This window comes from Ruania suaedae (genome assembly GCF_021049265.1).
GTDB lineage: Bacteria > Actinomycetota > Actinomycetes > Actinomycetales > Beutenbergiaceae > Ruania > Ruania suaedae.
Map to the genome: position 1 here is coordinate 2392665 of NZ_CP088018.1, position 26975 is coordinate 2419639.

The 26975-nt window shown below is 71.3% G+C and carries 28 protein-coding genes; 4 read left to right on the forward strand and 24 right to left on the reverse strand.

The window, feature by feature from the left end:
• Nucleotides 1-8 precede the first annotated feature (8 nt).
• Both lplAB and cimA read right to left on the reverse strand, forming a co-directional pair.
• Nucleotides 9-1058, reverse strand: a complete 1050-nt coding sequence (lplAB, locus tag LQF12_RS11010; protein WP_231052980.1) for a lipoate-protein ligase LplAB — start codon at nt 1056-1058, stop codon at nt 9-11.
• 17 nt (nt 1059-1075) lie between these two features.
• Nucleotides 1076-2719, reverse strand: a complete 1644-nt coding sequence (gene cimA / locus LQF12_RS11015; protein WP_231052981.1) for a citramalate synthase — start codon at nt 2717-2719, stop codon at nt 1076-1078.
• A gap of 155 nt (nt 2720-2874) precedes the next feature.
• Here cimA and LQF12_RS11020 point away from each other — a divergent pair, with 155 nt between their 5' ends.
• Entirely contained in the window at nt 2875-4500 is a 1626-nt protein-coding gene (locus LQF12_RS11020; protein ID WP_231052982.1) for a bifunctional 3'-5' exonuclease/DNA polymerase, read from the forward strand.
• 1 nt (nt 4501) lies between these two features.
• Here the strand turns inward: LQF12_RS11020 and LQF12_RS11025 are convergent, their stop codons facing one another.
• The 4 genes from LQF12_RS11025 to LQF12_RS11040 all read right to left on the reverse strand — a co-directional run bounded on the left by LQF12_RS11025 (nt 4502) and on the right by LQF12_RS11040 (nt 8491).
• The gene (locus LQF12_RS11025) at nt 4502-5614 is read right to left on the reverse strand and encodes a branched-chain amino acid aminotransferase (protein WP_231052983.1); all 1113 of its coding nucleotides are present in this window, start codon (nt 5612-5614) and stop codon (nt 4502-4504) included.
• A 99-nt stretch (nt 5615-5713) separates the two neighbouring features.
• A complete protein-coding gene (locus LQF12_RS11030; RefSeq protein WP_435531183.1) occupies nt 5714-6817 on the reverse strand; it encodes a branched-chain amino acid aminotransferase in 1104 nt (367 codons plus the stop codon).
• A 100-nt stretch (nt 6818-6917) separates the two neighbouring features.
• Entirely contained in the window at nt 6918-7958 is a 1041-nt protein-coding gene (locus tag LQF12_RS11035) for a 3-isopropylmalate dehydrogenase (RefSeq protein WP_231052984.1), read from the reverse strand.
• Nucleotides 7959-8002: 44 nt separating this feature from the next.
• Nucleotides 8003-8491 carry an ASCH domain-containing protein gene (locus LQF12_RS11040; RefSeq protein ID WP_231052985.1) on the reverse strand — a complete coding sequence of 163 codons (489 nt, stop codon included), beginning with the start codon at nt 8489-8491 and terminating at the stop codon, nt 8003-8005.
• Nucleotides 8492-8549: 58 nt separating this feature from the next.
• Here LQF12_RS11040 and LQF12_RS11045 point away from each other — a divergent pair, with 58 nt between their 5' ends.
• On the forward strand, nt 8550-8930 hold the full coding sequence (locus LQF12_RS11045; RefSeq protein WP_231052986.1) for a DUF4870 domain-containing protein: 381 nt from the start codon (nt 8550-8552) through the stop codon (nt 8928-8930).
• Here the strand turns inward: LQF12_RS11045 and LQF12_RS11050 are convergent, their stop codons facing one another.
• From LQF12_RS11050 to ilvD (LQF12_RS11090), 9 genes are all read right to left on the reverse strand, one after another.
• Nucleotides 8931-9548 (reverse strand): hypothetical protein, encoded by a 618-nt coding sequence (locus LQF12_RS11050; protein ID WP_231052987.1) that lies wholly within the window; start codon nt 9546-9548, stop codon nt 8931-8933.
• Nucleotides 9549-9647: 99 nt separating this feature from the next.
• The gene (ilvC, locus tag LQF12_RS11055; protein WP_231052988.1) at nt 9648-10676 is read right to left on the reverse strand and encodes a ketol-acid reductoisomerase; all 1029 of its coding nucleotides are present in this window, start codon (nt 10674-10676) and stop codon (nt 9648-9650) included.
• Nucleotides 10677-10718: 42 nt separating this feature from the next.
• On the reverse strand, nt 10719-11243 hold the full coding sequence (gene ilvN, locus LQF12_RS11060) for an acetolactate synthase small subunit (RefSeq protein WP_231052989.1): 525 nt from the start codon (nt 11241-11243) through the stop codon (nt 10719-10721).
• Nucleotides 11244-11254: 11 nt separating this feature from the next.
• Entirely contained in the window at nt 11255-13090 is a 1836-nt protein-coding gene (locus LQF12_RS11065) for an acetolactate synthase large subunit (protein ID WP_231052990.1), read from the reverse strand.
• A gap of 250 nt (nt 13091-13340) precedes the next feature.
• Nucleotides 13341-14003: a 4a-hydroxytetrahydrobiopterin dehydratase gene (locus LQF12_RS11070; protein WP_231052991.1), complete on the reverse strand. Its 663-nt coding sequence runs from the start codon at nt 14001-14003 to the stop codon at nt 13341-13343.
• Nucleotides 14004-14052: 49 nt separating this feature from the next.
• Nucleotides 14053-14490: an SRPBCC domain-containing protein gene (locus LQF12_RS11075; RefSeq protein WP_231052992.1), complete on the reverse strand. Its 438-nt coding sequence runs from the start codon at nt 14488-14490 to the stop codon at nt 14053-14055.
• A gap of 91 nt (nt 14491-14581) precedes the next feature.
• Nucleotides 14582-14992 carry an SdpI family protein gene (locus LQF12_RS11080; protein WP_231052993.1) on the reverse strand — a complete coding sequence of 137 codons (411 nt, stop codon included), beginning with the start codon at nt 14990-14992 and terminating at the stop codon, nt 14582-14584.
• The gene (ilvD, locus tag LQF12_RS11085) at nt 14989-16707 is read right to left on the reverse strand and encodes a dihydroxy-acid dehydratase (protein ID WP_231052994.1); all 1719 of its coding nucleotides are present in this window, start codon (nt 16705-16707) and stop codon (nt 14989-14991) included. Before ilvD (LQF12_RS11085) ends, LQF12_RS11080 begins: the two co-directional genes overlap by 4 nt.
• Nucleotides 16704-18563, reverse strand: coding sequence for a dihydroxy-acid dehydratase (ilvD, locus tag LQF12_RS11090; RefSeq protein WP_231052995.1), 1860 nt, complete (start codon nt 18561-18563; stop codon nt 16704-16706). The genes ilvD (LQF12_RS11085) and ilvD (LQF12_RS11090) overlap by 4 nt, the downstream gene beginning before the upstream one ends.
• Nucleotides 18564-18744: 181 nt before the next feature.
• Between ilvD (LQF12_RS11090) and LQF12_RS11095 the strand changes: the two genes are divergently transcribed.
• Entirely contained in the window at nt 18745-19218 is a 474-nt protein-coding gene (locus LQF12_RS11095) for an aromatic ring-opening dioxygenase LigA (RefSeq protein ID WP_231052996.1), read from the forward strand.
• On the forward strand, nt 19215-19868 hold the full coding sequence (locus tag LQF12_RS11100) for an alpha/beta hydrolase family protein (RefSeq protein ID WP_231052997.1): 654 nt from the start codon (nt 19215-19217) through the stop codon (nt 19866-19868). The genes LQF12_RS11095 and LQF12_RS11100 overlap by 4 nt, the downstream gene beginning before the upstream one ends.
• On the opposite strand, the gene LQF12_RS11105 is transcribed toward LQF12_RS11100, so the two are convergent.
• From LQF12_RS11105 to gatC, 9 genes are read right to left on the reverse strand one after another with little or no spacing between them, the layout of a single operon-like run.
• A complete protein-coding gene (locus tag LQF12_RS11105) occupies nt 19849-20628 on the reverse strand; it encodes a DUF4097 family beta strand repeat-containing protein (RefSeq protein ID WP_231052998.1) in 780 nt (259 codons plus the stop codon). The genes LQF12_RS11100 and LQF12_RS11105 overlap by 20 nt on opposite strands.
• Nucleotide 20629: 1 nt before the next feature.
• Nucleotides 20630-20785: a hypothetical protein gene (locus tag LQF12_RS11110; RefSeq protein WP_231052999.1), complete on the reverse strand. Its 156-nt coding sequence runs from the start codon at nt 20783-20785 to the stop codon at nt 20630-20632.
• 11 nt (nt 20786-20796) lie between these two features.
• Entirely contained in the window at nt 20797-21282 is a 486-nt protein-coding gene (locus LQF12_RS11115; RefSeq protein ID WP_231053000.1) for a toxin-antitoxin system HicB family antitoxin, read from the reverse strand.
• A 53-nt stretch (nt 21283-21335) separates the two neighbouring features.
• Nucleotides 21336-21914: a hypothetical protein gene (locus LQF12_RS11120; RefSeq protein WP_231053001.1), complete on the reverse strand. Its 579-nt coding sequence runs from the start codon at nt 21912-21914 to the stop codon at nt 21336-21338.
• The gene (locus tag LQF12_RS11125; RefSeq protein ID WP_231053002.1) at nt 21911-23041 is read right to left on the reverse strand and encodes a glycerate kinase; all 1131 of its coding nucleotides are present in this window, start codon (nt 23039-23041) and stop codon (nt 21911-21913) included. Before LQF12_RS11125 ends, LQF12_RS11120 begins: the two co-directional genes overlap by 4 nt.
• Nucleotides 23038-23607 (reverse strand): GNAT family N-acetyltransferase, encoded by a 570-nt coding sequence (locus LQF12_RS11130; protein WP_231053003.1) that lies wholly within the window; start codon nt 23605-23607, stop codon nt 23038-23040. Before LQF12_RS11130 ends, LQF12_RS11125 begins: the two co-directional genes overlap by 4 nt.
• Nucleotides 23608-23627: 20 nt before the next feature.
• Complete coding sequence (gene gatB, locus LQF12_RS11135) at nt 23628-25118, reverse strand: Asp-tRNA(Asn)/Glu-tRNA(Gln) amidotransferase subunit GatB (protein WP_231053004.1); 1491 nt, start codon at nt 25116-25118, stop codon at nt 23628-23630.
• A complete protein-coding gene (gene gatA, locus LQF12_RS11140; RefSeq protein WP_231053005.1) occupies nt 25115-26647 on the reverse strand; it encodes an Asp-tRNA(Asn)/Glu-tRNA(Gln) amidotransferase subunit GatA in 1533 nt (510 codons plus the stop codon). The genes gatB and gatA overlap by 4 nt, the downstream gene beginning before the upstream one ends.
• Nucleotides 26644-26943, reverse strand: coding sequence for an Asp-tRNA(Asn)/Glu-tRNA(Gln) amidotransferase subunit GatC (gene gatC / locus LQF12_RS11145; RefSeq protein ID WP_231053006.1), 300 nt, complete (start codon nt 26941-26943; stop codon nt 26644-26646). The genes gatA and gatC overlap by 4 nt, the downstream gene beginning before the upstream one ends.
• Nucleotides 26944-26975 lie beyond the last annotated feature (32 nt).

A 26975-nucleotide genomic window follows, 5' to 3' on the forward strand; every position in this document is an offset into this window, starting at 1 on the left:
CGCGCGCGTCAGGGCACGCGCGCGATCCAGTCCGGGTCGGAGAACTTGCCGACGGCGAGTTCTCCGGCCCGGGCGATCTCTTCCTCCCGCAGCTCCCCCTCGACGGTGTCGTAGCGGGAGCGGAAGTACTCCTTCATCGACTCGATGATCGCCTCGCGGGTCATCCCCGTCTGCCGGCGCATCGGGTCCACGCGCTTGTTCGCGCTCGCCGTGCCCTTGTCGGAGAGCTTCTCCCGGCCGATGCGCAGCACCTGCAGCATCTTGTCGGCGTCGATGTCGTAGGACATCGTCACGTGGTGCAGCACGGCGCCGTTCGCGAGCCGCTTCTGCGCGGCGCCGCCGATCTTGCCGGCCGGTGAGGAGATGTCGTTCAGCGGTACGTAGTTCGCCTCGATGCCGAGGTCACGCAGAGCGCCGATGATCCAGTCGTCCAGGAACGCATACGACTGCTCGAAACTCAGGCCCTCCACGAGCGACCCGGGCACGTACAGCGAGTAGGTGATCGCGTTGCCGGGCTCGACGAACATCGCTCCCCCGCCGGAGATGCGCCGCACCACCTGCACGCCGAGCTCCTGGGCGGCGGCGCTGTCGATCTCGTTGCGCAGCGACTGGAACGAGCCGAGGATCACGCACCGGCCGGCCCACTCCCAGATCCGCAGCGTGGGGCCGCGCCGTCCGGCGCCGACCTCCTCCAGCAGCACCTGATCCAGGGCGAGATTGAGCGTGGGCTCGGACGGGCCCGGGTGGACGATCTCGAAGGTGTGGTCGTGCCAGCCGGTCGCACGTCCCAGCGCCCGGCGCACCGCGATCGCCACGGCCTGTGGGGTGAATCCGATCATGTGAGCATCGGCGGTGGCGCGCTCGACCATGGCGGACATGTGCTCGACCGTCACGTCCTTGGGCAGACCGGCCAGCGCGGCGTCGATCTTCTCCAGCGCAGCGTCGGGCTCGAGGAAGAAGTCACCGCTGATGTGCACGTGGGCCAGGCGGTCCTCGACCACCTCCACCTCGGCCGCGACCAGCTTGCCTCCGGGGACCTTGTACTCGCCTCTGCTCACCGTTCCAGCCTACGGCGTCAGGCGGGCTGCGCGGGCTCCGCGCCGGCGTGCAGCAGGCCGTAGACCAGTCCGTCCACGAGCGCCTCCCACGAGGCCTCCAGCAGGTTCGCGCCCACACCGACCGTGCTCCAGGAGTGCTGGCCGTCGGTGAGCTCGATCAGCACCCGGGTGATCGCATCGGTGCCGTGCGCGGAGTCGAGCAGACGCACCTTGTAGTCGATCAGCTCGATGTCCTCGATCTGCGGGTACGCCGTGGTCAGCGCCTGGCGCAGCGCGTGGTCGAGCGCGTTCACGGGACCGTTACCCTCACCGGTGCTCACCACCCGTCGGTTCCCGGCGTGGATCTTCACCGTCGCCTCGGCCACGTCCCGCATCACCCCGTCGGGGCCGGCGCTGTGGTCGACGATGGCCCGCCAGGACTCCGTGCGGAAGAACGCGGGGCGCTCACCGGTGATCTCCTCGCGCAGCAACAGCTCGAAGGAGGCGTCTGCGGCGTCGTAGGTGTACCCATTCGCCTCGGCGTCCTTGACGCGGGTGGTGACCCGCCCGAGCAGGTCGGACTGACCGGTGAGGTCGAAGCCCAGCTCGCGGCCCTTGAGCTCGATGCTGGCACGCCCGGCCATGTCCGAGACCAGCATCCGCATGTCGTTGCCGACCTTGCGCGGGTCGATGTGCTGGTACAGGTCCGGGTCGATCCGGATGGCACTGGCGTGCAGGCCGGCCTTGTGGGCGAAGGCGCTGGAGCCGATGTAGGGCTGGCGGGCGAAGGGGGCGATGTTGGTGACCTCGCTGATCGCGTGCGCGATCCGGGTGACCTCCTCCAGTCCGCCGCCGGAGAGGGTGCGCAGGCCGAGCTTGAGGTCGAGGTTGGCGACGACCGCCAGCAGGTCCGCATTGCCGGTGCGCTCCCCGTAGCCGTTCACCGTGCCCTGCACGTGCCGGGCGCCGGCGCTGACGGCGGCCATCGAGTTGGCCACGGCGCAGCCGGAGTCGTTGTGGGCGTGCATGCCGAGGATGTGCCGGGACGGGTCGGTCCCGGCGCGCACCTCGCTGACGATCTCGTGCACCCACTCGGGGAGCATGCCGCCGTTGGTGTCGCACAGGGCGACCACCTCGGCGCCGGCCTCGAAGGCGGTGGTCACGGCCTGCATCGCGTAGCCGGGGTCGAACCGGTAGCCGTCGAAGAAGTGCTCGGCATCGAGCACCACCCGGCGACCCTCGCCCACCAGGTAGGAGATGGTGTCGGCGATCATGGCGAGGTTCTCCTCGCCGGTGGTGCGCAGCGCCCGCTCCACGTGGCGGATGTCGCTCTTGGCCACCAGGGTGACGGTCGGTGCCTCGGAGTCCAGCAGCGCGCGCACCTGGGTGTCGCGGTGCGCCGTCGTGCCGGGCTTGCGGGTGGAGCCGAACGCCGCGAGTTCGGCATTCTTGAGGTCCAGGTCCTTGGTGGCGCGCGCGAAGAACTCGGTGTCCTTGGGAATCGCTCCCGGCCACCCACCCTCGATGAACGTCACCCCGAGCTCGTCCAGCATCGGTGCGATGGCGAGCTTGTCCGCGACGGTGAGGTTCATGCCCTCCTGCTGGGCGCCGTCGCGCAGGGTGGTGTCGTAGACGTGCACGGCAGCGCCGTGATCGTCCTCGGGGCTTCGTGCGGTGCTCATGGTCGTGACTTCCTGGCGATGGGTCCGGCAACAAAAAGACCCCCCGGGGTTCGGGAGGTCTGCGCGTTCACGTGGTGAACGCGCTAGCCGATAATCAGGGCGCTGGTGAGCGTCATGTGCTCATCATGGCACATCGGCCGCCGTAGGCTCGGCAGGTGGAGATCCTGGTGCACCCCGCCGGTGAGCAGACCGTGCACCTTCTCGAGCTGGGGACCGAGCAGCGCCCGACGGCGCAGGTCACCCACCCACGCGCCGACCTCGCCCGGGTGGTGGCCCGCCACGAGCGGGAGCAGTCCGTGCGGTGGGTCTGGGCCGACACTGCCGCGCTCGTCCCGGAACTCATCGATGCCGGGGTGCGGGTCGGGCGCTGCCTCGACCTGCGGCTGTGCCGGGCGATCCTGGCGCATGCGGCGCCCGGACGGGACTGGCCGGACCTGGGCTGGACGGCCGTCACCGCTGCGGCCCCGCCCGGCGAGGTGGTGCCCCCGACCCTGTGGGAGGAGACCGCGACGACGCAGACGCTCTCCCTGGCGGAGGTGCTCGCCGAGCGGGAACTGCAGCAGGCGGCCGTCGCCGCCGGTGCCGGCCCGGAGCGGATGCGGCTGCTCCTGGCCGCGGAGTCCGCCGGCGCGCTCGTCGCGGCCGAGATCGCCGCCGATGGCCTGCCCTGGGACCGGGCGGTGCACGAGGAGCTCCTCACCGAGATGCTCGGGCCACGACCCGCCGCCGGGGCCCGGCCGGCGCGGCTGGAACGCCTCGCCGGGCAGGTGCGCGAGCATCTGGCGGCCCCGACCCTCAACCCCGACTCCCAGCCCGACCTGCTCCGCACGCTGCGCCGCTCCGGGCTCGACGTGCAGAGCACCTCCAAGTGGGAGATCGGGAGACTCGACCACCCGGTGGTGGCGCCGCTGCTGGAGTACAAGAAGCTCGCGCGGCTGCTCAGCGCCAACGGCTGGGGGTGGCTGGACCACTGGGTCCTGCCCGGGACCTCACCGGACCACCGGCACCGCTTCCGGCCCGACTACGTCCCCGGCGGGGTGGTGACCGGGCGGTGGGCCACCAGTGGCGGCGGTGCCCTGCAGTTGCCCAAGTCGCTGCGCCGGGCGGTCCGGGCCGATCCCGGCTGGCGGCTCGTGGTGGCCGATGCCGCGCAGATCGAACCGCGGGTGCTGGCCGCGATGGCCTCCGACGACGCCCTGGCCGCCGCCGGTCAGGCCGGCGACCTCTACCAGGGACTGGTCGACCGCGGCATCATGGCCACCCGGGCGGAGGCGAAGGTGGCGATGCTCGGGGCGTTGTACGGGGCCACCACGGGCGAGGCCGGGCGCCTGATGCCGCGGCTGATACGCGCCTACCCCCGCGCCACCGCCGTCGTGGAGGAGGCCGCCCGCACCGGGGAGGCCGGAGGGACGGTCCACACCTGGCTCGGCCGGACCACTCCCCCGCCCCCGCCGAGCTGGCGTGAGCGCCAGAGCGGGCGGGACAGGGGGCGCTTCACCCGCAACTTCGTCGTCCAGGGCACGGCAGCGGAGTGGGCCTTGTGCTGGATGGGCGAGATCCGCCGTCGCCTTGCAGCCCTGGCCCCCTTGCCCGAGCGGGCGCACCTGGTGTTCTTCCTGCACGACGAGGTGATCGTGCACACACCCGCGGACATGGCCGACCAGGTGGCCAGCGAGATCCGCGCTGCCGCCACCGAGGCCGGAAGGCTGCTGTTCGGCGCCACGGCGGTGGCGTTCCCGCTCGACGTCGCGATCGTGGACAGCTACGGCGAGACGGACTAGGTCAGGCCAGGCGCCGCATCCACCCGTAGGGGTCCTCGATCCGCCCGTACTGCAGATCGGTGAGGTGCTGGTAGAGCCACTGCGTGACCGGGCCGGCCTCGCCCCCGGCGACGGTGAGGTCGAAGGCGGTGCTCTTGAGCGTCCCGATCGGCGTGACCACCGCCGCGGTCCCGCAGGCGAAGATCTCCCGGATCCTGCCCGAGGCGATCTGCTCGGTGATCTCGGCCAGGCTGATCTGGCGCTCGTGCACCTGCCGGCCGTCGTCGGCGAGCAACTGCAGGATCGAGCGCCGGGTCACGCCCTCGAGGATGGTCCCCGTCAGTTCCGGGGTGTGCACGGCGCCGTCGTCGGTGACGATGAAGACGTTCATCCCGCCGAGCTCCTCGAGATAGGAGTTCGTGGCGGCGTCGAGGAAACACACCTGCGCGCAGCCGTGCTCGACGGCCTGCTGCTGCGGGAGCAGGCTCGCGGCGTAGTTCCCGCCGCACTTGGCCGCCCCTGTGCCCCCCGGCCCGGCCCGGTGGTAGCCCTCGGCCACCCAGATCGAGACCGGCTGGAAGCCGGAGGTGAAGTAGGGCCCGGACGGGGAGGCGATGAGCAGGTAGTCGACCTGCCGGGCCGGGCGCACCCCGAGGAAGGGCTCGGAGGCGAACATGAAGGGCCGCAGGTACAGGCTCGACCCCGCCGAGCTCGGCACCCACTCCATGTCGGTGGCCACCAGCGCCTCGATCGAGGCCAGGAAGTCCTCGGCCGGGAGCTCGGGCAGCGCGAGCCGGCGAGCGCTGGCCGCGAACCGCGCCGCATTGGCCTCGGGCCGGAACGCCCAGACCGAGCCGTCCGCGTGGCGGTAGGCCTTGAGGCCCTCGAAGATCTCCTGGGCGTAGTGCAGCACCGCGGCCGCAGGATCGAGGCTGATCGGCGCGTAGGCCTCCACCCGCTGGTCGTGCCAGCCGGCGTCCGCGCTCCAGACGGCGTGGGCCATGTGGTCGGAGAAGACGGTGCCGAAGGCGAGGTGCTCCAGCGCGGCCGTGCGCTCGGCGAGCGTGCGCGGATGGGAGGAGGGGCGCACCTCGAACGTCGACAACGCCGCTTCGCTGGACACTTCGCTGCTCATGTTCGTTCCTTCGCGTGCCTCGCCGTGCCGGTGCCGGCACGGACTTCTCTGACTAGACGGTACCGCTGGTGTCACGGCCGGCGGCGGCGCCGGCGGGACTCACGCCAGGCGGCGCAGCCATCCGTCCACGTCTGCCGTCGTACCGTACTGAATCCCCGTGAGCTTGTCGTGCAGGGCGGTGGTGAGCGGGCCGGGCCGGCCGTCACCGACGGTGACGTCGAAATCGGTCCCGGCCAGCCGGCCGATCGGGGTGATCGCCGCGGCGGTGCCGCACGCCAGCAGCTCGGTCACCACCCCGCGCTCCACCCCGTCGAGGACCTCGGCCAGTGGGAGGGAGCGCTCGAGGACCTCCCGGCCCTCCTGGCGGAGCAGGTCGATCACCGAGCGGCGCGTGACCCCGGCGAGGATGGTCCCGGAGAGCTCGGGCGTGTGCACGCTGCCATCGGCCATGACCACCAGCACGTTCATGCTGCCGATCTCCTCCAGGGTGGTGCCGGTGGCGGCGTCCAGGAAGCAGACCTGGTCGCAGCCGTGCGCACGTGCCTGCTGCTGGGGACGCAGGCTCGCCGCATAGTTGCCACCACACTTGGCCGCGCCCGTCCCGCCCGGGCCGGCGCGGTGATGCCCCTGGTCCACCCAGATCGAGACCGGGGCGAAGCCCTCGCCGAAGTACGAGCCCGCCGGCGAGGCGATCACCAGGTAGTCCACCCCGGCGGCCGGGCGCACCCCGAGGAAGGCCTCGGAGGCGAACATGAAGGGCCGCAGGTACAGGCTCGTGCCAGGCCGGTGCGGGACCCATGCCTCGTCGGCGCGCACCAGGGCCTCGATCGAGCCGAGGAAGTCCTCCTCGGGCAGCTCGGGCAGGGCCAGGCGCCGGGCGCTGGCCGCGAACCGGGCCGCGTTCAGCTCCGGCCGGAATGCCCACACCGAGCCGTCGGCGTGCCGGTAGGCCTTGAGGCCCTCGAAGATCTCCTGCCCGTAGTGCAGCACCGCGGCCGCCGGGTCCAGGCTCAGCGGGGCATAGGCCTCCACGCGCCGGTCGGTCCACCCGGTCTGCGGCGTCCAGCGGGCGCGCGCCATGTGGTCGGTGAAGCGGGTGCCGAAGGCGGGTGCCTCGAGCACCCGTTCACGCTCGGTTGCTGGGCAGGGTGCGGGGCTGGGGTGCACCCGATAGTGCACCGCCGTAGGGAGTGCTGTCGTCAACGGAGTGGGCCCTTCCACCTGGTCTGGATGTCGTCGGCCCCGGTAGGGGCAGGTGGGAGCGGGCGCTGGGGCTGGCGGTTCTCGCTGGCCGGGCGCCGGCTCAGCCGGCTACTCGGGCGACCAGGGCATCGCCCACCGCAGCGGTCGAGCGCGGGCCGCTGCGCTCGGCGATGTCGGCGGTCACGGCCGCCTCGATCCGCTGCGCCTGCTCGGTCAGCCCGAGGTGGTCCAGCAGTAGCGAGACCGAGAGGATCGCCGCGGTCGGGTCGGCCTTCTGCCGGCCGGCGATGTCCGGCGCGGAGCCGTGCACCGGCTCGAACATCGAGGGGAACGTCTTGTCCGGGTTCACGTTGCCGGAGGCGGCCAGGCCGATGCCACCGGTGATGGCGGCGGCGAGGTCGGTGATGATGTCGCCGAAGAGGTTGTCGGTCACGATCACGTCGAACCGCGAGGGGTCGGTGACCATGAAGATCGTCGCGGCGTCCACGTGCAGGTAGTCCACGCTGACATCGGGGAACTCCGGGGCGACGGCGTCCACCGTGCGCCGCCACAGGTGGCCGGCGTGGACGAGCACGTTGTGCTTGTGCACCAGGGTGAGCTTCTTGCGCGGGCGGGCCTGGGCTCGGGCGAAGGCGTCGCGGACCACGCGCTCCACACCGTGCGCGGTGTTGACGCTGACCTCGGTGGCGATCTCGTGCGGGGTGCCCACCCGCAGCGCGCCGCCGTTGCCGACGTAGGGGCCCTCGGTGCCCTCACGCACGACGACGAAGTCCACCTCTCCCGGGGCGGCCAGCGGGGAGGGCACCCCCGGGAACAGCCGGGAGGGGCGCAGGTTGACGTAGTGGTCCAGCGCGAAGCGGAGCTTGAGCAGCAGGCCACGCTCGAGCACACCGGAGGGCACGGTCGGGTCGCCGACGGCGCCGAGCAGGATCGCGTCGTGGGTGCTGATGGCGGCGAGGTCGGCGTCGGTGAGGGTCTCCCCGGTCGCGTGCCAGCGGGCGGCGCCGAGCTCGAAGTCGGTCCGTTCGACGCTCACATCGGTGCCCGCGAGCACCGCGTCGAGGACCTTGAGACCCTCCGCGGTCACCTCCGGGCCGATCCCGTCACCACCGACAACTGCGAGCTTGATCGTGCGTGCCATACCGTCGATGGTAGAACGACGTATCACAGGTCGGACATTGCGTCTCAGATAGTGGCCGGTTGGGTGGCCTTCTCCACCGGCGGGAACACCAGCACGATGCGCTCCAGGATGACCTCCTCGCGCTCGGTGGCACCGAGCACTTCCCGCTGATTCCGGCGCCAGGAGTCCGCGTCGGGCTCGCCCTCGCCCCGGGCATGGCGGTCGTCGACGTCGGCGAACGGCAGCACGCGCACCTCCACGGTGCGGATCAGGGCCACCGGCTCCTCGTGCCCGTCGAGCACGATGGCCAGGTCGCCCACCTCAGGTGGGGGGACGCCGTCGGGAAGCTGCGAGCGCAGCGTGCTCAGGGCGGTACGTTCCCCGCTGAGCACCTCCTCGGCCATGCTCTGGGCCAGGTGCGGCTCGGGCGCGAAGGCGAAGGCCGGTGGCGGTAGCGCTCCGAGACGGTGCTGCCCGACGAACGGCTCCAGCCAGGCCACCCGGCCACGAAGGCGGGCGCGCTTCCAGAAGGCCTCGATCTGTGACGACTCCATCGGGCCATCCTCCCCCATCGGCGGATGGCATGCTGGTGCCACCGACATCGGAGGACTCATGACCGCCCAGCGCCCCGCCGCTCCGTCCGGCGACGATCGCACCCTCGCGATCCTGGCCCACCTCTCCCCCATCATCGCCATGATCGTCAGCGCCGGGTTCGTCTCGATCCTCGGGCCGCTGCTGGTGTGGCTGATCTGGCGGGGCCGGGGGACGCTGGTGCGCAACGCCGCCGCGAGCTCGTTCAACTTCCACATCACGGTGTGGATCTCGATCGTGATCGGCTGGATCCTGGTCCTCACGATTGTGCTGCTGCCGGTCGGGCTGGTGCTGATCTTCCTGCCGGGCCTGGTCCAGATCATCCTGTCGATCGTCGGGGCGGTCCGGGCCGGTCGCGGCGAGGTGTACTCCTACCCGTTCCAGCTGCGCATCCTGAACTGATCAGAACCCGCCGGTGAGGCGCAGCCCCAGCAGCACCAGGCACAGCAGCCAGGAGACGATGGCCGTCCAGAACAGGGCGGTGGCGCGCAGCGCGGTGGTGGCGACCATCGGCGGGACGAACCAGCGAGCCCGGTTCAGCTCCTCGATCCGGCCGGTGAGGTAGTCCGGGATCGTCACCACCCGCCACAGCGAACGCAGCCGCCGGAAGAACCGGAGCCCGCCCTTCTCGGCCAGGTTCTTGAGCCGGTCCAGGACCTCGTCGCGCATCTCCAGCAGGTCCACCAGCCGCACGAACTCGTCGGTGAGGGCGCCGGTGTCGGCCACCGCGGACACGTACCGGTGGATCCGGATACACCACAGCACCACGATCGCGATGCCGGCCGCGGCGAGCAGGATCAGCACGATCCGCTCCCAGCCATCACCCGTCGCCGCGAGGGCGATCGTGGCCAGCAACGGCAGCACCGGCACCAGGCCGACGGCGTAGGCCGGGAACCGCAGGATCCGCACCGCCCGCCGCACGATCGGGGCGAGCGTGCCCACCGAGGCCCTCGTGCTGCGCGAGAGCACGGTCTCGCGCTGGGCAGGCGGGACGGCCGGCTGGTCGGCGGGATCGGTCATGGCGCCGATCGTAGCCGCCGGACATCGCACACACCTGCGGCAGCCTGACCCACCCCGGTGGATACGTCAGACTGCCGCAGATGTGTCAGACGGAGGGGGTCAGCGCCCGGCGCTACCCTCGACATAGTCAGCGTCGGTCTCCTTCATCCACGAGAACATCTTCCGCAGCTCGCGGCCGGTGGTCTCGATCGGGTGCTGCTCGCCCTTGGCGCGCAGCTCCTTGAACTCCGGGGCGCCGGCGTCCTGGTCGGCGATGAACCGCTCCGCGAACGCACCGGACTGGATGTCGGCGAGAACCGCCTTCATGTTCTCCTTCACGTTCGGGTCGATCACCCGCGGGCCGGAGACGTAGTCGCCGTACTCGGCAGTGTCGGAGATCGACCAGCGCTGCTTGGCCAGGCCGCCCTCGACCATCAGGTCCACGATCAGTTTGAGCTCGTGCAGCACCTCGAAGTAGGCGACCTCGGGCTGGTAGCCGGCCTCGGTCAGGGTCTCGAACCCGTACTGCACCAGCTGCGAGGCGCCGCCGCAGAGCACGCTCTGCTCACCGAACAGGTCGGTCTCGGTCTCCTCGGTGAAGGTGGTCTTGATGCCGCCGGCGCGCAGGCCGCCGATGCCCTTGGCGTAGGACAGGGCCAGGTCCCAGGCGGTGCCCGAGGGGTCCTGCTCGACGGCGACGATCACCGGCACGCCGCGGCCGTCGGCGTACTCGCGGCGCACCAGGTGCCCGGGGCCCTTGGGGGCGACCATGATGACGTCCACGGTCTCCTTGGGCTTGATGTAGCCGAAGCGGATGTTGAAGCCGTGGCCGAAGACGAGGGTGGCGCCGTCGGCGAGGTTCGGGGCGATGTCCTCGGTGTAGATGTGGCGCTGGACCTGGTCCGGCGCGAGGATCACGACGACGTCGGCCTCGGTGACGGCCTCGGCCACGGGCAGCACGCGCAGCCCTTCGTCCTCGGCCTTCTTCTGCGAGGCCGATCCCTCGCGCAGTCCGACGCGCACGTCCACGCCGGAGTCGCGCAGGTTCAGCGCGTGGGCGTGACCCTGGCTGCCGTAGCCGATGACGGCGACCTTCTTGGCGGCGATCAGGGACAGGTCGGCGTCGTCGTCATAGAACAGCTCAGCCACAGTTTTCTCCTTCTGGTTTTCTTGGCGAAGTTCGGTGCCCGCTCACGCGGTGCGGTTGATGCGCTCCAGCGCCCGGTCGGTCATGGACTTGCCCCCGCGACCGATGGCCACAGCGCCGGACTGGACGATCTCACGGATACCGTACGGCTCGAGCGAGGCCAGCAGCGCCTGCAGCTTCTCCTCACCGCCGGTGGCCTCGATGGTGACGGCCTCGGGGGTCACGTCGACCACGTGCGCCCGGAAGAGCTCGACGACCTGCAGCACCGCGGTGCGGGAGACGTCGTCGGCCTTGACCTTGACCAGCAACAGCTCACGCTGGACCGAGGCGTGCGGGGCCAGCTCGACGATCTTGAGGACGTTGACGAGCTTGTTGAGCTGCTTGGTCACCTGTTCCAGCGGGTTGGACTCCACGTCCACCACCACGGTGATCCGGGAGATCTCGGGGTGCTCGGTGGGTCCGACCGCCAGGGAGTGGATGTTGAAGGCGCGGCGGGCGAACAGGGCCGAGACGCGGGTGAGCACGCCGGGCTTGTTCTCCACCAGCACCGAGAGGGTGTGTCGGCTCATCGTCTCGCTCCTCACTCGTCCCGCTCGAAGTCGGGAGTGATGCCGCGCGCGTACTGGATGTCGTCGTTGCTCACGCCGGCAGCCACCATCGGCCAGACCATGGCGTCGCGGCTGACGACGAAGTCCACCACCACCGGGCGGTCGTTGATCTCCTCGGCCTGCCGGATCGTGGCGTCGACGTCGGAGACCTTGTCGCAGCGCAGACCGACGCACCCGTAGGCCTCGGCCAGCTTCACGAAGTCCGGGATTCGCACCGTCTCGTGGCCGGTGTTGAGGTCGGTGTGGGAGTAGCGGGAGTCGTAGAACAGCGTCTGCCACTGCCGCACCATGCCGAGCGAGGAGTTGTTGATGACCGCCACCTTGATGGGGATGCCCTCGATCGCGCAGGTGGCGAGCTCCTGGTTGGTCATCTGGAAGCAGCCGTCCCCGTCGATCGCCCACACGGTGGCCTCCGGGCGGGCGACCTTGGCACCCATCGCCGCGGGCACCGAGTAGCCCATCGTGCCCAGGCCGCCCGAGTTCAGCCAGGTGCGTGGGTTCTGGTAGCGGATGAACTGGGCCGCCCACATCTGGTGCTGACCCACGCCGGCGGCGAAGATCGTCTCCGGACCGGAGATCTCGCCCAGCCGCGAGATCACGTGCTGGGGGGCGAGGAACCCGTCCTCGGTGGGGGTCCACCCCAGCGGGTAGGTCTCGCGCAGGTTGTCGAGGCTGGACCACCATGCAGCCAGGTCGGGCTTGCCGTGGTGGGCCTGCTCCTGTGCGAGCTCGGCCACCAGGTCGGCCAGGACCTCCTTGAGGTCGCCCACGATCGGCACGTCGGCGAAGCGGTTCTTGGAGATCTCCGCCGGGTCGATATCGGCGTGCACGACCGTGGCACCGGGGGCGAAGCTGTCGAGGCGACCGGTGACCCGGTCGTCGAAGCGTGCCCCGAGCGCGACCACGAGGTCGGCCTTCTGCAGGCCGGCCACGGCGGCCACGGTGCCGTGCATCCCGGGCATGCCCAGGTGCTGGGGGTGGCTGTCGGGCAGCGCGCCGCGCGCCATCAGGGTGGTGACCACCGGCGCACCGGAGAGGTTGGTCAGCTCCAGCAGTTCGGGTGAGGCGCCGGCGCGGATCGATCCGCCACCCACGTAGAGCACCGGCCGGCGGGCCGTGGCCAGCAGCCGGGCTGCTTCCTTGATCTGCTTGATGTGGGGCTTGGTGATGGGCCGGTAGCCGGGGATGTCCAGGTGCGCGGGCGGCCAGCTGAACGTCGTCTGGGCCTGCATGGCGCTCTTGGCGATGTCGACCAGCACCGGTCCGGGCCGGCCGGTGCTGGCGATGTGGAACGCCTCGGCGATCCGCGCCGGGATGTCGGCCGGGTCGGTGATGAGGAAGGAGTGCTTGGTGATCGGCATGGTGATGCCGACGATGTCGGCCTCCTGGAAGCCGTCGGTGCCGATCAGCGACTCGGCCACCTGACCAGTGATCGCCACCATCGGCACCGAGTCCATGTTGGCGTCGGCGATGGCGGTGACCAGGTTCGTCGCACCCGGGCCGGAGGTGGCCATGCAGACCCCGACCTTGCCGGTGGCGGCGGCGTAACCGGCGGCCGCGTGGCCCGCGCCCTGCTCGTGCCGGACGAGGATGTGGCGCATGCTGGAGTCGAACAGCGGATCGTAGACCGGCAGGATCGCCCCGCCCGGGATACCGAAGACGGTGTCCACGCCGACGGACTCGAGCGACCGGACGACCGACTGGGCGCCGGACATGGTCTCTCCCGCGACCGCCCCGGCGTCAGCCGGCGCGAGCGCCGGCTTCGGGGGCTGCGGTCGCGGCGGCGTGGGATGTGGCACGTTGGCCATCTGATCCTCCTGCGTTCTGCGGGTCCGTGGACTGGCGTGGACAAGGAAAAACCCCTCGCCCGGAATGGGATCGAGGGGTGCGCGCTCGGCGGAAGTCGTCGTCGTTCAGACGGCCGCGCGAGCGCGCCCGGTAAGTACGACGACGAGGGAATCCGTGAACATGGGTCGATCCTAGCCCGCTCCCAGCGCTCCCGTCACAATGCGAACCCTACCATCTCACATGTTGGTCTCTCAGTTCACATGATGACACTCAGGCAGAAGGTGCGCGGCCGAACGCGGTGCACACGCACGCCTCGTTGCCCTCGACATCGGCCAGGACCCAGAACGCGGGCGCGTGGCCGTCCGAGACCATCACCCCGCCGGCGTCGAGAGCGGCCTGGATCCGCGCCTCGGCGACGTCGCGTGGCACGTCCACGTCGAGGTGGATGCGGTTGCGCTGCGGTCGTTCGGCGTCCATCTGCTGGAACCACACGTCCGGGTGCCGCCCCTGTGGGTCGGTGAGCGCGTCGGCGTCCCCGGGGACGTCGTCGTAGGCGAGCACGGCGCGCCAGAACGGCAGCACCGCGTCCCGGTCGAGCGCATCGATGGCGATCTCCAGGGCGCTGCATCCGCTGGGTTCGGCGCGCACCTCCTCCTGGCGGGCGAGCTCGCTGATCCGGCGGGCCAGGGTGACGTCGCGCTCGGTGAGTCCGCCGGCGTCGTGGGAGGTGGTCACGACCTGCACGTCCGGGTAGCGCAGCGTGAGGTCGGGGTGGTGGTTCAGCTCATCGGCGATCTGTGCGATCCGCCCGACCAGGCGCGAGCCGACGGCGAACGATCCGGTCGCGAAACTGGTACGGAGGGTAGCGCGGACCACCCGCCAGTCCTCGAGCCCGTCGTAGTCGGCCACGGCTTCGGCGCTGAGTGTCTCCATCGCCCCATCGTGCTCCTGCGAGCCGGCCCGGGCAACAGCGGCACCCGGCTCAGTCCGGCGGGCGCGGGTCGATCTCGCTCATCTCGGCGAAGACATCGAGCTGGTCGGCCCAGAGGGCGAACGCGGCCCGGTCCGGGGCGTTCTGCTCGGTCCATCCGCCGTGGGTGACGTGCAGGTCGCTGCCACCCTCGCTGCGGTCGACGAAAACCGCCGTGACGGTGCTCGGCTCCCCCGAGGTGTGAGCGTAGGAGAGGGTGTGCCGCAGCCGCCGTCCCTCCTCGTACTCGAGCACCTCGCCCCAGTCCTCCTCCCGGCCGCCGGTGTGGCGTGCCAGCACCCGGCCTCCGGCCCGCGGCTGGATCACCAGCCGCTCGAACGTCTCGGGATCATCGGACCAGGCGGGCGGCCACCACCGGCCGCTCGCGTACACCGCGAAGGCGTGCGCGGCATCGGCGGCCAGGGGCACCCGCACCTCGATATCGCTCATGCTGCCATCGTGCGGGCGAGGCGTGGACGGGGCAAGTCCACGCGCACGCGCTGACCTCTCGCGGATCGCCGGTGGCCCGAGCTTCGCGTTCTCACGCAGACGGCCGATCCGCATCCCCACGGGCCCGTTCGCCGACAGCCCGCGCAGCACGTTGTCCACGCGCTGCCGAACCGATCACGGCGACCAGGACCAGCGCGGTGCCACCGAGGAGCACCGCTCCCAGCAACCAGGCGTTGTCCAGCTCGAGCCACGCGAGCACAGCCGTGACCGCACCGGTCAGCGCGCAGAGCCAGCCACCGAGACGCATCAACGGCTCCCCGGCCCGGTGTGCCGCCAACCACGCCTCGTCCGAAGCCAGGGTCGCAGCGGTGCGGATTCCGGCGATCTGGTTCCGTCCGATCCTTCCCTGGGCAGCACGTCGCGCCACCACCACGATCGCCACGCCGGCGGCGACCAGCAGCAACCCCGTCGCGCTCAGCGCGGCGGAGTCCGCCGCGGTCATCCCAGCACCGCACCCTTCGACGCCGTGCCCACGAGCTTGGAGTACTTGGCGAGCACACCCCGGTGGAAGCCGTGCGGCACCGGCTCCACACCCTCGGCCCGGCGGCGCTCCAGCTCCGGTTCGTCGACCAGCAGGTCCAGCGTCTTGTTCGCCACGTCGAGGCGGATCGGGTCACCGTCGCGGACGAAGGCCACCGGGCCGCCGTCGACGGCCTCGGGTGCCACGTGCCCCACGCACAGGCCGGTGGTCCCACCGGAGAACCGGCCATCGGTGAGCAGCAGCACGGACTTGCCCAGCCCGGCGCCCTTGATCGCGCCGGTGATCGCCAGCATCTCGCGCATCCCCGGCCCGCCCTTGGGGCCCTCGTGCCGGATCACGACGACATCGCCGTCGGTGATCGTGCCGTCCTCCAGGGCGGCCAGTGCCGCCTGCTCCCGCTCGAACACCCGGGCCGTGCCCTGGAAGACCGACTCGTCGAACCCGGCGGACTTGACCACCGCCCCCTCGGGGGCGAGGGAGCCGTGCAGGATCGTGATCCCCCCGGTGGGGTGGATCGGGTTGTCCAGCGCCCGCAGGATCTTCCCGTCCGGGTCCGGCGGGGCGATGTCGGCGAGGTTCTCGGCCACCGTCCGCCCGGTCACCGTCAGGCAGTCCCCGTGCAGCAGGCCGGCGTCCAGCAGCGCCTTCATGACCACCGGCACCCCGCCGATCCGGTCGACGTCGTTCATGACGTACCGGCCGAACGGCTTGAGGTCTCCCAGGTGCGGCACCTTCGAGGCCACGCGGTCGAAGTCGGCGAGCGTCAGCTCGACCTCGGCCTCGTTGGCGATGGCGAGCAGGTGCAGCACGGCGTTGGTGGAGCCGCCGAAGGCCATCACCACGGCGATGGCGTTCTCGAACGCCTCCTTGGTCATGATGTCGCGCGTCGTGATCCCCCGACGCAGCATCTCCACCACGGCCTCACCGGAGCGGTGGGCGAAGTTGTCCCGGCGCCGGTCGGCCGAGGGTGGTGCGGCCGAGCCGGGCAGCGACATCCCCATCGCCTCGGCCACCGAGGCCATCGTGTTCGCGGTGTACATCCCGCCGCAAGCTCCCTCGCCGGGGCAGATGGCCCGCTCGATGCGGTCGACATCCTCGGCCGACATCCGGCCGCGCTGGCACGCCCCCACCGCCTCGAAGGCGTCGATGAGGGTGACGTCCTTCTCGGTACCGTCGGAGAGCTTGACCCAACCGGGCATGATCGAGCCGGCGTAGAGGAACACGCTGGACAGGTCCAGCCGGGCGGCGGCCATGAGCATCCCGGGCAGCGACTTGTCGCAGCCGGCCAGCAGCACGGACCCGTCGAGCCGCTCGGCCATCATCACGGTCTCGACGCTGTCGGCGATCACTTCGCGGGAGACGAGGGAGAAGTGCATCCCCTCATGCCCCATCGAGATCCCGTCCGAGACCGAGATGGTGCCGAACTGCAGCGGGTAACCGCCGCCGGCGTGCACGCCCTCCTTCGCGCCCTGCGCGAGCCGGTCCAGGGAGAGGTTGCACGGGGTGATCTCGTTCCACGAGCTGGCGATCCCGATCTGCGGCTTGACCCAGTCCTCGTCGCCCATGCCCACCGCGCGCAGCATCCCGCGGGAGGCGGTCGCCGAGAGCCCGTCGGTGACGGCGCGGCTGCGGGGCTTGATGTCCGGGCTGTCCGAGGTGTCCGAGATGTCGCTCATCCCCTCACTCTAGACAGATCCCGCACGGCCCCACGATCGGCCGAGGTGGCCATCGCGGCGTACGCGCGCAGCGCCGGGGAGACGTAGCGATCGCGCTCCACCGGCTGCCACGGATGCTCGGAGGCCTCCATCTTGGCGCGGCGGTCGGCGAGCACCTGCTCGGGCACGTTCAGCCTGATCGCGCGGGAGTCGACGTCGATCTCGATCTCGTCACCGTCCTCGACCAGCCCGATCAGCCCGCCCGCGGCGGCCTCCGGGGAGATGTGGCCCACCGAGATCCCGGACGAGCCCCCGGAGAAGCGACCGTCGGTGATCAGCGCGCACACCTTGCCCAACCCGCGGCCCTTGATGAACGACGTCGGGTAGAGCATCTCCTGCATACCAGGACCGCCCGCCGGGCCCTCGTAGCGCACGACGACGACGTGCCCGGGCTGGACCTGCTTGGTGAGGATCTTCTCGACGGCCTCGTCCTGGGACTCGCAGACCAGCGCCTTGCCCACGAAGTGGAAGACGTCCGGGTCGACGCCAGCCGTCTTGAAGACGGCCCCGTCCTCAGCGAGGTTGCCGCGCAGCACCGCCAGCCCACCCTCGACGGTGTAGGCGTGCGCGAGGTCGCGGATGCAGCCCCCCGCGGCGTCGACATCGAGCGACTCCCACCGGTTCGAGGTCGAGAACGCCTGGGTGGTGCGCACCCCGCCCGGGGCGGCATGGAACAGCTCGATGGCCTTCTCCGTCGCGCTCCCACCGCGGATGTCCCAGTCGGCGAGCCACTGCGTCAGCGTCGGGGTGTGCACGCTGGTCACCTCGCGCTCCAGCAGCCCGGCACGGTCCAGCTCACCCAGCAGCGCGGGAATCCCGCCCGCCCGATGGACATCCTCCATGTGGTAATCGGGGTGATTCGGCGCCACCTTCGACAGGCACGGGACGTTCCGGCTGATCTCCTCGATGTCGGTCAGGTCGAAGTCGACCTCGCCCTCCTGGGCTGCGGCGAGCACGTGCAGCACCGTGTTCGTGGATCCGCCCATGGCCACGTCCAGCGCCATCGCGTTGCGGAAGGCGGCCTTGGTGGCGATGTGACGCGGGGCCGCCGAATCGTCCTCGTCGTCGTAGTAGCGCTTCGCCAGCTCGACGACGGTGCGCCCGGCGTTCAGGAAGAGTTCCTTCCGGGCGGCGTGGGTGGCGAGCACCGAACCGTTGCCCGGCAGCGAGAGTCCGAGCGCCTCGGTGAGACAGTTCATGGAGTTCGCGGTGAACATGCCCGAGCAGGACCCGCAGGTCGGACAGGCGTTCTCCTCCACCTGGGCCAGGGCCTCGTCGGAGACGTTCTCGTCGGCGGAATAGTTGATCGCGTTGACCAGGTTGAGGCTGGTCTTCGCGACGCCGTCGGCCACGATCGCCTTACCGGCCTCCATCGGGCCGCCGGAGACGAAGACCACCGGGATGTTCAGCCGCAGCGCCGCGTTGAGCATGCCGGGGGTGATCTTGTCGCAGTTGGAGATGCACACCAGCGCATCGGCGCAGTGCGCGTTCACCATGTACTCCACCGAGTCCGCGATCAGATCGCGGCTGGGCAGGGAGTACAGCATCCCCCCGTGGCCCATCGCGATGCCGTCGTCGACGGCGATGGTGTTGAACTCCTTCGCCACTCCCCCGGCCTCCTGTACGGCGGAAGCCACCAGATCGCCCATGTCCTTGAGGTGGACGTGACCCGGGACGAACTGGGTGTAGGAGTTAGCGATCGCGACGATCGGTTTGCCGAAGTCTTCCGAGCCCATCCCGGTGGCGCGCCACAGCGCCCGGGCGCCGGCCATGTTGCGGCCGTGGGTGGAGGTGCGCGAACGCAGCGGACGACTCATCGCAGGTCACTCCTTATGCAGCTGACGGCGCAGAGCTACGCCGGCCAGCACGATACGACGCCCCTGGGAGAGGGCGCGGCGCCTGTCCGGAAGGTGGGCGGGACCTAGGGCCCAGAAGCAGGTGGTGGTGACGCGGGACCATAGATACGTCAGCAAGTCAGACACCACCAGGGAGCAGATCATGACCACCTCGACCCGCAGCGGTTCCTTCATCAAGGCTGTCGGCATCACCTCGTTCGTGCTCGGCCTGATCTTCGTCCTCGCCGGGGTGGGCACCTGGGCGATGGTCTCGAGCCAGCTCGCCGACGAGGAGATCACGGTGGCCGAGGATGCCCGGTGGTTCGGTGGTTCGCAGGTGCGCGGACCCCTCACCGCCTTCGCCCAGGCCGACATCATCAACACCCACGCGCTGCACGCGACCGAGGGGCGCACCTACGCCGAGCTCGGGGCCGCCATGCAGGGGGTGGACCCGGAGTCGGAGGAGCACGCCGAGCTCTCCGCCCAGCGGCAGACGGTGATGAACGCCTCGTTCCTGCGGGCCTCACTGTTCACCTCGGTGGTCGCCTTCGGCGTGGCGGCGCTGGTGATCGGGCTCGGCACCGTGCTGGCCCTGACCGGAGTAGCGATCCGGCGGCTGGCTACCCTGACCAGGTGAGTCAGCGGATCGAGGACGTCGAGGAAGCACTGATCGACACGGCCCACGGGATCGCCCGGGTGCACCACCACCCGGCCGCGAGCCCGTGGGCCGCTCTCGTGCTCGGGCACGGCGCCGGGGGTGGGGTGGGCGCGGCGGACCTGCAGGCCGCGACCTCGGCAGCGCTGACCGCCGGCGTCAGCGTGGCGCTGTGCGAGCAGCCCTACCGGGTCGCGGGGCGGCGTGCGCCGGCCCCCGCGGCCCAGCTCGACGCAGCCTTCGGGCAGGTCGTCGCCGAGGCCCGGCGCCGCTGGTGGCCGGAGCTCCCGGTGCTGACCGGGGGTCGCTCCTCCGGCGCGCGGGTGGCCTGCCGCACCGCCGACGACGCCGGAGCCTCCGGGGTCATCTGCCTCGCCTTTCCGCTCCATCCCCCGGGCAAGGCCGGTGACCCGTCGAAGTCACGGCTTCCCGAGCTCGACGGCGCGGATGTGCCGGTGCTGGTGATCCAGGGTGAGAGCGACCCGTTCGGCATGCCGCCCGAGGCGCCGGGGAGGACGCTGGTACGCCTGCGGGGGAACCACTCACTGACGAGCGACCTCCCCGGGGTGCGGGACGCCGTCGGGGCGTGGCTCGCGGAGCGCAAAGTGGCCCTCAGGCGCGGCGGACGCTGACCTTCCCGCTCACCGAGCGCAGCCGCAGCGCGACCGTCTCGGCGCCCTCCTCGGGGGCGTCGCCGGGTTCGAGCTCACTGCGCACCGTGCCCGAGACCGTGGAGCAGTCCAGCATGGCCGCCGTGCCACGGGCGACACCGACGGCGATATCACCGGAGGCGGTCTTGGCCGTGATCTCCCCGTGCGCCACGTGGCGCACGAGGTGGTTACCCGAGCCGCTCTTGAGAGCGGCCCACTCCCCGAGCGTGCCGACGATGACGTCACCGGATCCGGAGGAGGCCTCGATCGTGCGGACTGCCTCGGCGGTGATCCTGCCCGAGCCGGTCCGCAGCCGGGCCTCGTCCGCCTCGGTGAGCGTGATGGCCCCGGAGCCGGTGGTCGCCCGCACGCTGGCGGCGGTTCCCACCGCGACGTCACCGGAGCCACAGGTGGCCTCGACGGCCCCCAAGTCACCGGTGGTGCGGATGCTGCCTGAACCGGTCTCCAGCACGGCGTCGGTCCGGGCCGGGATCGTCACCGCAACGCCCATCTTCGCTCCGCCGAAGGAGGTGAAGAAGCCGGTCCGGGCGAGGGGCGCCTCGATCTCGAGCCGGCCGTCGACGAGCTCCACCCGGACGCGGGCGGCGAGATCGGGGTTGCCGGTGAACGTCACGGTCGCGGCGTCGGTCTCGGTCACCGTCACGCTGATGTCGCTGGAACGCATGCGCACCAGCAGCCGGATCGGGCCGTCGACGGGGAAGGTGCGCTCGCGCGAGGTCATCTCAGAGTCCTTCCGGGCGCGGGCGGCGCGGCGGGTCGTAGGCGGTGACGTTCTCGTCCGCGGCTCCCCGGCGGCGAGCGAGATGGCGGTGCGGGCGATCGAGCGGCCCGCCCATGCGGCGGGCGGCGATGGCGTCGAACACGTCGTCGTGGAACATGGGGTCTCCGTTCAACGGACCCAGCCGGTCATACGCCGGCCGGGGAAGCGGGCAGTGGTGTCGGTGGCGGGACCGGTCAGGGCGTGCTGGACGGCGCGCACCAACCAGGAGTTGACGCTGACGCCGTCGCGGGAGGCGGCTGCGTCGACGCGGGACTTCAGCGAGTCGGGAACCCGTAGCGTGATGCGGGTGGTGGAGCCGTCATCCTCCGGCGGGTCGGGAGGGGTGGGCGGGGCCGGCGGCGGCTCGGCCGAGGGTTGCTGCTCGACCACGATCTCCGGGCCACCGCCACGAAGCCGGACGTCCACGACGACGCCATCCAGACGCAGCGTGACGTCAGCCGCGACGTCGGAGGCCAGCTCCATGAGGGTCAGGCGAAGGGCCGGCTCCAGCGTCTGCGCGAGCCGCTCCGACGCCTCGCGCACCTCCGGGGCGGACGACTGCGCAGCATTGTCGAGCGCCTGCTGCAGCGAAGCCAGATAGCCGTTGAGTTCCATGACGCCATGTTGGCATCACTATGATGTCATAGTCAAGGCGTACTGACGTCAACTCAGCCGTCCTCCACGGGGAGCTCGATCTCGGCGCCTCGGGGGCCCTCGAGGAGGATCGAGTCCGGCACGTCCTGATCGGAGGTGCGCGTCTCGGTGAGATCCTGCACGGCGATTTGGTCGGTCAGCACGTCGATCCCGGGCCACCGGTCCAGCTCGGAGAGGTCGTAGCCGAGGGGGACCACGTACATGGCGAATGCGTGCTCCTGGCCCCGCATCTGGAGCGTCGTCCCGCGGTCGGCGAAGGGTTCCGGCTCGCCGCACCAGCTTGACGACATCTTCGCCGGCGCCGAGGACAGCGTCACGCACAGGCGGTCCTGCTTGCGATAGGAGTACGCCGTCAGCTCACCGGCGGATCCGACCTCGCGCACCGTGTCCGGCTCGGCACCTTCCACCGTCACACGTAAACCATCGATCTCTGGCGGCTCCACCGTCGCACCGGCCGAGAAGTCCCAGACGCCATCCCATCCGGGGCTGGGATCGGTGCACCCGGCTAGTCCGAGTGCCACCGCCCCGAGAACGGCGGCCGGCACCAGAGCGCCCGTCCGTGACCTGCGGCGTCCGTGGCTCGTTCCCCTCATCCGCCCACCGTAGGAGCGAGGGCAAGGCCGACGGCGCGCTCGACCAGCTCCCCGGCATGCGCGAGGCAGCGCTGCACATCCGGTTCCAGATCCAGCAAGGCATGGACGGCATCGATACCGTGAGCCCGGGCCGTCCCCTCCTCGACCGTGCACCGGCCCACCACGGCCACCACCGGCACCCCCGCCGCCCGGGCTGCTGCGGCCACGCCCACCGGCGCCTTCCCGGCCAGGGACTGGGAGTCCATGCTCCCTTCCCCCGTGATCACCAGGTCCGCACCACGGAGCTGCTCGGCGAAGCCCACCATCTCGAGCACTGCCTCGATGCCGGAGCGACGGGTGGCCCCGAGCAGGACCATCGCGCCATAACCCAGCCCGCCGGCGGCGCCTGCACCGCCGGCGCCCGCGATCTCCCGCGCCCGCGGAGCGCCGGTCTCCACCAGCACCTCCACCCAGCGCGTGAGCCCTGACTCCAGGTCAGCCACCGTGGCAGCATCGGCGCCCTTCTGCGGCCCGAACACCGCGGCCGCACCCTGCTCACCGAGCAACGGCGAGGTCACGTCAGCTGCGAGGACTACCCGCAGTCGGCTCACGCGCGGATCCAGTCCGCTCAGGTCCACCCGTGCCAGGTCCGCCAGGGCCGCGCCTCCCCGGGCGAGCAGTGCGCCCGAGCCATCCCGCAAGCCGACTCCCAACGCCCTCGCCAGGCCGGCTCCGCCGTCGGTGGTGGCACTTCCCCCGAGCCCGAGCAACACCTCGGTGGCACCGTGGTCCAGGGCGTGCCGGATGAGCTCGCCCACCCCCTCGGTACCGGCCGTGCGGGCACTGCCGGCATCCGGCGGCACCTGGTCCAGGCCCGCAGCCGAGGCCATCTCCACGACGGCGTGACTCCCCCGGCGCGCATAGGTCGCCGCCACCGGAGCGCCCAGGGCGCCCGTCACCTTCACCTCGACGGGGGCGTAGCCCGCGGCGAGCGCCGCGGCCACGGTGCCTTCCCCGCCGTCCGCGATCGGTATCTGCACCACCTCGGCGGCAGGGTCCACGCGGTGGATCCCGGCGGCCAGGTGACCGGCCACCTGCGCGGCGCTCAGCGACCCCTTGAAGGAGTCGGGCGCCAGCAGGATCCTCACGCCCAGGTCGCCTTGGCGCGGGGGTACTCGTCCTCCAGCATGCTCATGACCAGTGCGTCCGCGAACCGCTCGCCGTCGGCGAGCACCTCCCGCCGGCGACCTTCGGGGACGAACCCGAGACTCTGGTAGAGCGCGGCAGCGCGGGGGTTGATGCTCAGCACCTCCAGCCCGACCCGGTGCAGCCCCAGCCCCGGATCCGTCCCGAACGCGAAGTCGAGCACCAGCATGATCGCCTCGCGCCCGTACCCGCGGCCGCGGTGGCCGGGCAGGGTGAGCGAGCGGACCTCGGCGTGGCGGGCCACCGGATCGACATGTTCGAGGCTGATGCGGCCCAGCATCTGCTCGCCGTCGACGGTCGTGGCCCAGTCGAACCGGCCCTCCCGCTCGGCGGCGCCGGCGGCCCACCGGGAGACCTCGTCCCGGCTGAACTCCCGCGTGAGACCGGCCATCCGACGCCCCTCGGGGTCGGTCAGCCCGTCGTGGAGCGGGTCGGCGTCCTCGGCACGGATCGCCCGCAGCGTGACCATCTCCCCGGTCAGTACCGGCGGGGTCCAGCTCACGTCCATGCCGTGCCCTTCCTCGCCCCTCAGGAGAGGCGCTCCTGCACCAGCTCCCGTACCCGGCCGGCGTCGGCCTGCCCGCGGGTGGCCTTCATGACCGCGCCGATGATGACACCCATCGGGCCCAGGTTGCCGGAGCGGATCTTCTCGGCGATGTCGGGCTGATCGGCGAGGGTGGCGTCGATGGCCTCCAGCAGCGGGCCGTCGTCGGAGACCACCTCCAGGCCGCGAGCGGCGACGACCTCCTCCGGTGTCCCCTCACCGGCGAGCACTCCTTCGAGCACCTGCCGGGCGAGCTTGTCGTTGACCCGGCCGGAGTCGACCAGTGCCTGCAGCTCGGCGACCGATTGCGGGGTGACCGCGAGGTCGGCGAGCTCGACCCCGCCGGTCTTGGCGATGCGGGAGAGCTCACCCATCCACCACTTGCGGGCGGCGGCGGGAGCGGCGCCCGCGGCCACGGTGGCTTCGATCAGGTCGAGCGCGCCCGCGTTGACCACGTCGCGCATCTCCTCCTCGGCGAAGCCCCACTCGGTCACCAGCCGCCGACGGCGCAGGGCCGGCAGCTCCGGCAGGCTCGCCCGGATCTCCTCCACCCATTCCCGCGAGGGTGCCAGCGGCACGAGATCGGGCTCGGGGAAGTAGCGGTAGTCGTCCGCGTCGGACTTGATGCGTCCCGCGGAGGTGCTGCCGTCGGTCTCATGGAAGTGGCGGGTCTCCTGCACGACCGTGCCACCGGCGTCCAGGACGGCGGCCTGCCGGGAGACCTCGTAGCGCACCGCGCGTTCGATGGAGCGGAAGGAGTTGACATTCTTGGTCTCGGTGCGGGTCCCGAGCGGCGAGTCCGGGCTCGGACGCAGGGAGAGGTTCACGTCCGCACGGACGTTGCCGCGCTCCATCCGGGCCTCGGAGACGCCGAGGGTGCGGAAGATGTCCCGGAGCGCCGAGACGTAGGCGCGGGCCACCTCCGGAGCGCGAGCGCCGGCCCCGGTGATCGGCTTGGTGACGATCTCCACCAGCGGGATCCCGGCCCGGTTGTAGTCCACCAGGGAGTATTCGGCCCCCTGCAGCCGCCCGGTGGCACCGATGTGGGTGTTCTTGCCGGCGTCCTCCTCCATGTGGGCGCGCTCGATCTCCACCCGGAAGATCTCCCCGTCCTCGAGCTCGACGTCGAGATAGCCCTCGAAGGCGATCGGCTCGTCGTACTGGGAGGTCTGGAAGTTCTTCGGCACGTCGGGGTAGAAGTAGTTCTTCCGGGCGAACCGGCAGTACTCGGCGATCTGGCAGTTCAGCGCCAGGCCGATCCGAATCGCGTACTCCACGGCCGTGCCGTTGACCACCGGCAGGGCGCCGGGCAGCCCCAGGGAGACCGGGGTCACGGCGCTGTTCGGCTGGGCGCCGAAGTGGGCCGGGGCGTCGTCGAACATCTTCGTGGCGGTGCCCAGCTCGACGTGCACCTCGATGCCGAGGACGGGGTCGAAGCGGGCGATCGCGTCGTCGTAGTCGACCAGCGTGGTCATCGGGTCACCTCTGCGGTCGTGGCGGGAGTGAGATCCGGTGCGTGCGCGAGCACGGGTGCACCGGACCCGGCGAGCAGACGCGTCTCGAGGGCGGCCCCGACCCGGTAGAGCCGGGCGTCCTCGCGCGCGGGTGCCAGGATCTGGAAGCCCACCGGGAGGCCATCGTCGGAGAGCCCGCTCGGCAACGACAGGCCAGGGATACCGGCGAGGTTGGCGGGGATGGTGGCGACGTCGTTGAGGTACATCGCCATCGGGTCGTCCACCTTCTCCCCGAACCGGAACGCCGTGGTCGGAGCGGTCGGGGAGACCAGCACGTCGGCGGTCTCGAAGGCGGCCGCGAAGTCACGCTGGATGAGGGTGCGGACCTTCTGCGCCGAGCCGTAGTAGGCGTCGTAGTAGCCGGCCGAGAGGGCGTAGGTGCCCAGGATGATGCGGCGCTTGACCTCGGCGCCGAAGCCCGCGCCGCGGGTGGCGGCCATGACGCGCTCGGCGGTCACCGGCCCCTCGTCCGGCAGCACCCGCAGGCCGAACCGCATCCCGTCGAACTTGGCCAGGTTGCTCGAGGCCTCCGAGGGCAGGATCAGGTAGTAGGCCGCCAGCGCAGCGGAGAAACTGGGGCAGGAGACCTCCACCACCTCGGCGCCGGCCTGCCGCAGCTGGTCCAGGCTCGCCTCGAAGCTGGCGCGCACGCCGGGCTGGTAGCCCTCGCCCCCGAGCTCGCGCACCACGCCCACGCGCACCCCCGTCAGGTCACCGGCGGCGCCGGCGCGGGCGGCGTCGGCGTAGTTGGGCGCCGGCTCGGGCAGCGAGGTGGAGTCGCGCGGGTCGTGCCCGCCGATGACGTCGTGCAGCAGCGCGGAGTCGAGCACGGTCCGCGAGCACGGTCCGGCCTGGTCGAGGCTGGAGGCGAGGGCGATCAGGCCGTAGCGCGAGACCGAGCCGTAGGTGGGCTTGACGCCCACGGTGCCGGTGACGGCGGCGGGCTGACGGATCGAGCCGCCGGTGTCGGTCCCGATCGCCAGTGGCGCTTCGTAGGCGGCCACCGCGGCTGCGGAGCCTCCGCCGGAGCCACCCGGGATGCGCTCGAGGTCCCACGGGTTGCGGGTGGGACCGTACGCCGAGTGCTCGGTGCTGGAGCCCATCGCGAACTCGTCCATGTTGGTCTTGCCCAGGATCGGCATCCCGGCCGCGCGCAGCTTCTCCACCAGGGTGGCGTCGTACGGCGGGATCCAGCCCTCGAGGATCTTCGATCCGGCGGTGGTCACCTGGTCCTTGGTGACCACGACGTCCTTGACGGCGATCGGCACGCCCGCGAGCTCGTGCAGGTCCTCGCCGGCGGCGCGGCGCGCGTCCACCTCCGCGGCGGTGGCGAGCGCCTCGGTGGCGTTGACGTGCAGAAAGGCGTGCACGGGGCCGTCGACGGCAGCGATGCGGTCCAGGTGCGCCTGGGTGGCCTCCACGCTGGTCACCTCGCCCGAGCGCAGGCGGGAGACGAGGTCGGCGGCGGTCAGGCGGGTCAGGTCCGTCACTGCTCCTCCCCCAGGATCTGCGGCACCGCGAACTGGTCGTCCTCGGCCTGTGGGGCCTGCGCCAGGATGTCCGCCAGCGGCAGGGTCTGACCCACCACGTCCTCACGGAGCACGTTCGTCAGCGCGATGGGGTGACTCGTGGCGGGTACGTCGTCTCCGGCGGCCTGCGAGACGGTCGCCACGGACTGGACGATCACGTCCAGGTCCCCGGCCAGCCGGTCGGTCTCCTCGGGCGTGAGGTCGATGCGGGCCAGAGCGGCCAGGCGCGCGACCTCGTCTGCGTTGATGGTGGACATGGCGGCGAGTCTACCGACGCCCCAGTACCGTG

Bases quoted from the DNA above. Each gene is read 5' to 3' on its own strand.
- LQF12_RS11070 (WP_231052991.1), bottom strand. From the start codon at position 14,003: ATGGAGACACTCAGCGCCGAAGCCGTGGCCGACTACGACGGGCTCGAG.
- LQF12_RS11045 (WP_231052986.1), top strand. From the start codon at position 8,550: ATGACCGCCCAGCGCCCCGCCGCTCCGTCCGGCGACGATCGCACCCTC.
- LQF12_RS11080 (WP_231052993.1), bottom strand. From the start codon at position 14,992: ATGACCGCGGCGGACTCCGCCGCGCTGAGCGCGACGGGGTTGCTGCTG.
- ilvN (WP_231052989.1), bottom strand. From the start codon at position 11,243: ATGAGCCGACACACCCTCTCGGTGCTGGTGGAGAACAAGCCCGGCGTG.
- LQF12_RS11075 (WP_231052992.1), bottom strand. From the start codon at position 14,490: ATGAGCGATATCGAGGTGCGGGTGCCCCTGGCCGCCGATGCCGCGCAC.
- LQF12_RS11065 (WP_231052990.1), bottom strand. From the start codon at position 13,090: ATGGCCAACGTGCCACATCCCACGCCGCCGCGACCGCAGCCCCCGAAG.
- cimA (WP_231052981.1), bottom strand. From the start codon at position 2,719: ATGAGCACCGCACGAAGCCCCGAGGACGATCACGGCGCTGCCGTGCAC.
- LQF12_RS11130 (WP_231053003.1), bottom strand. From the start codon at position 23,607: ATGGACGTGAGCTGGACCCCGCCGGTACTGACCGGGGAGATGGTCACG.
- LQF12_RS11110 (WP_231052999.1), bottom strand. From the start codon at position 20,785: ATGTTCCACGACGACGTGTTCGACGCCATCGCCGCCCGCCGCATGGGC.
- ilvD (WP_231052995.1), bottom strand. From the start codon at position 18,563: ATGAGTCGTCCGCTGCGTTCGCGCACCTCCACCCACGGCCGCAACATG.
- LQF12_RS11120 (WP_231053001.1), bottom strand. From the start codon at position 21,914: ATGAGGGGAACGAGCCACGGACGCCGCAGGTCACGGACGGGCGCTCTG.
- LQF12_RS11095 (WP_231052996.1), top strand. From the start codon at position 18,745: ATGACCACCTCGACCCGCAGCGGTTCCTTCATCAAGGCTGTCGGCATC.
- gatB (WP_231053004.1), bottom strand. From the start codon at position 25,118: ATGACCACGCTGGTCGACTACGACGACGCGATCGCCCGCTTCGACCCC.
- LQF12_RS11040 (WP_231052985.1), bottom strand. From the start codon at position 8,491: ATGGAGTCGTCACAGATCGAGGCCTTCTGGAAGCGCGCCCGCCTTCGT.
- ilvD (WP_231052994.1), bottom strand. From the start codon at position 16,707: ATGAGCGACATCTCGGACACCTCGGACAGCCCGGACATCAAGCCCCGC.
- LQF12_RS11035 (WP_231052984.1), bottom strand. From the start codon at position 7,958: ATGGCACGCACGATCAAGCTCGCAGTTGTCGGTGGTGACGGGATCGGC.
- LQF12_RS11115 (WP_231053000.1), bottom strand. From the start codon at position 21,282: ATGGAACTCAACGGCTATCTGGCTTCGCTGCAGCAGGCGCTCGACAAT.
- LQF12_RS11025 (WP_231052983.1), bottom strand. From the start codon at position 5,614: ATGAGCAGCGAAGTGTCCAGCGAAGCGGCGTTGTCGACGTTCGAGGTG.
- LQF12_RS11105 (WP_231052998.1), bottom strand. From the start codon at position 20,628: ATGACCTCGCGCGAGCGCACCTTCCCCGTCGACGGCCCGATCCGGCTG.
- LQF12_RS11050 (WP_231052987.1), bottom strand. From the start codon at position 9,548: ATGACCGATCCCGCCGACCAGCCGGCCGTCCCGCCTGCCCAGCGCGAG.
- gatC (WP_231053006.1), bottom strand. From the start codon at position 26,943: ATGTCCACCATCAACGCAGACGAGGTCGCGCGCCTGGCCGCTCTGGCC.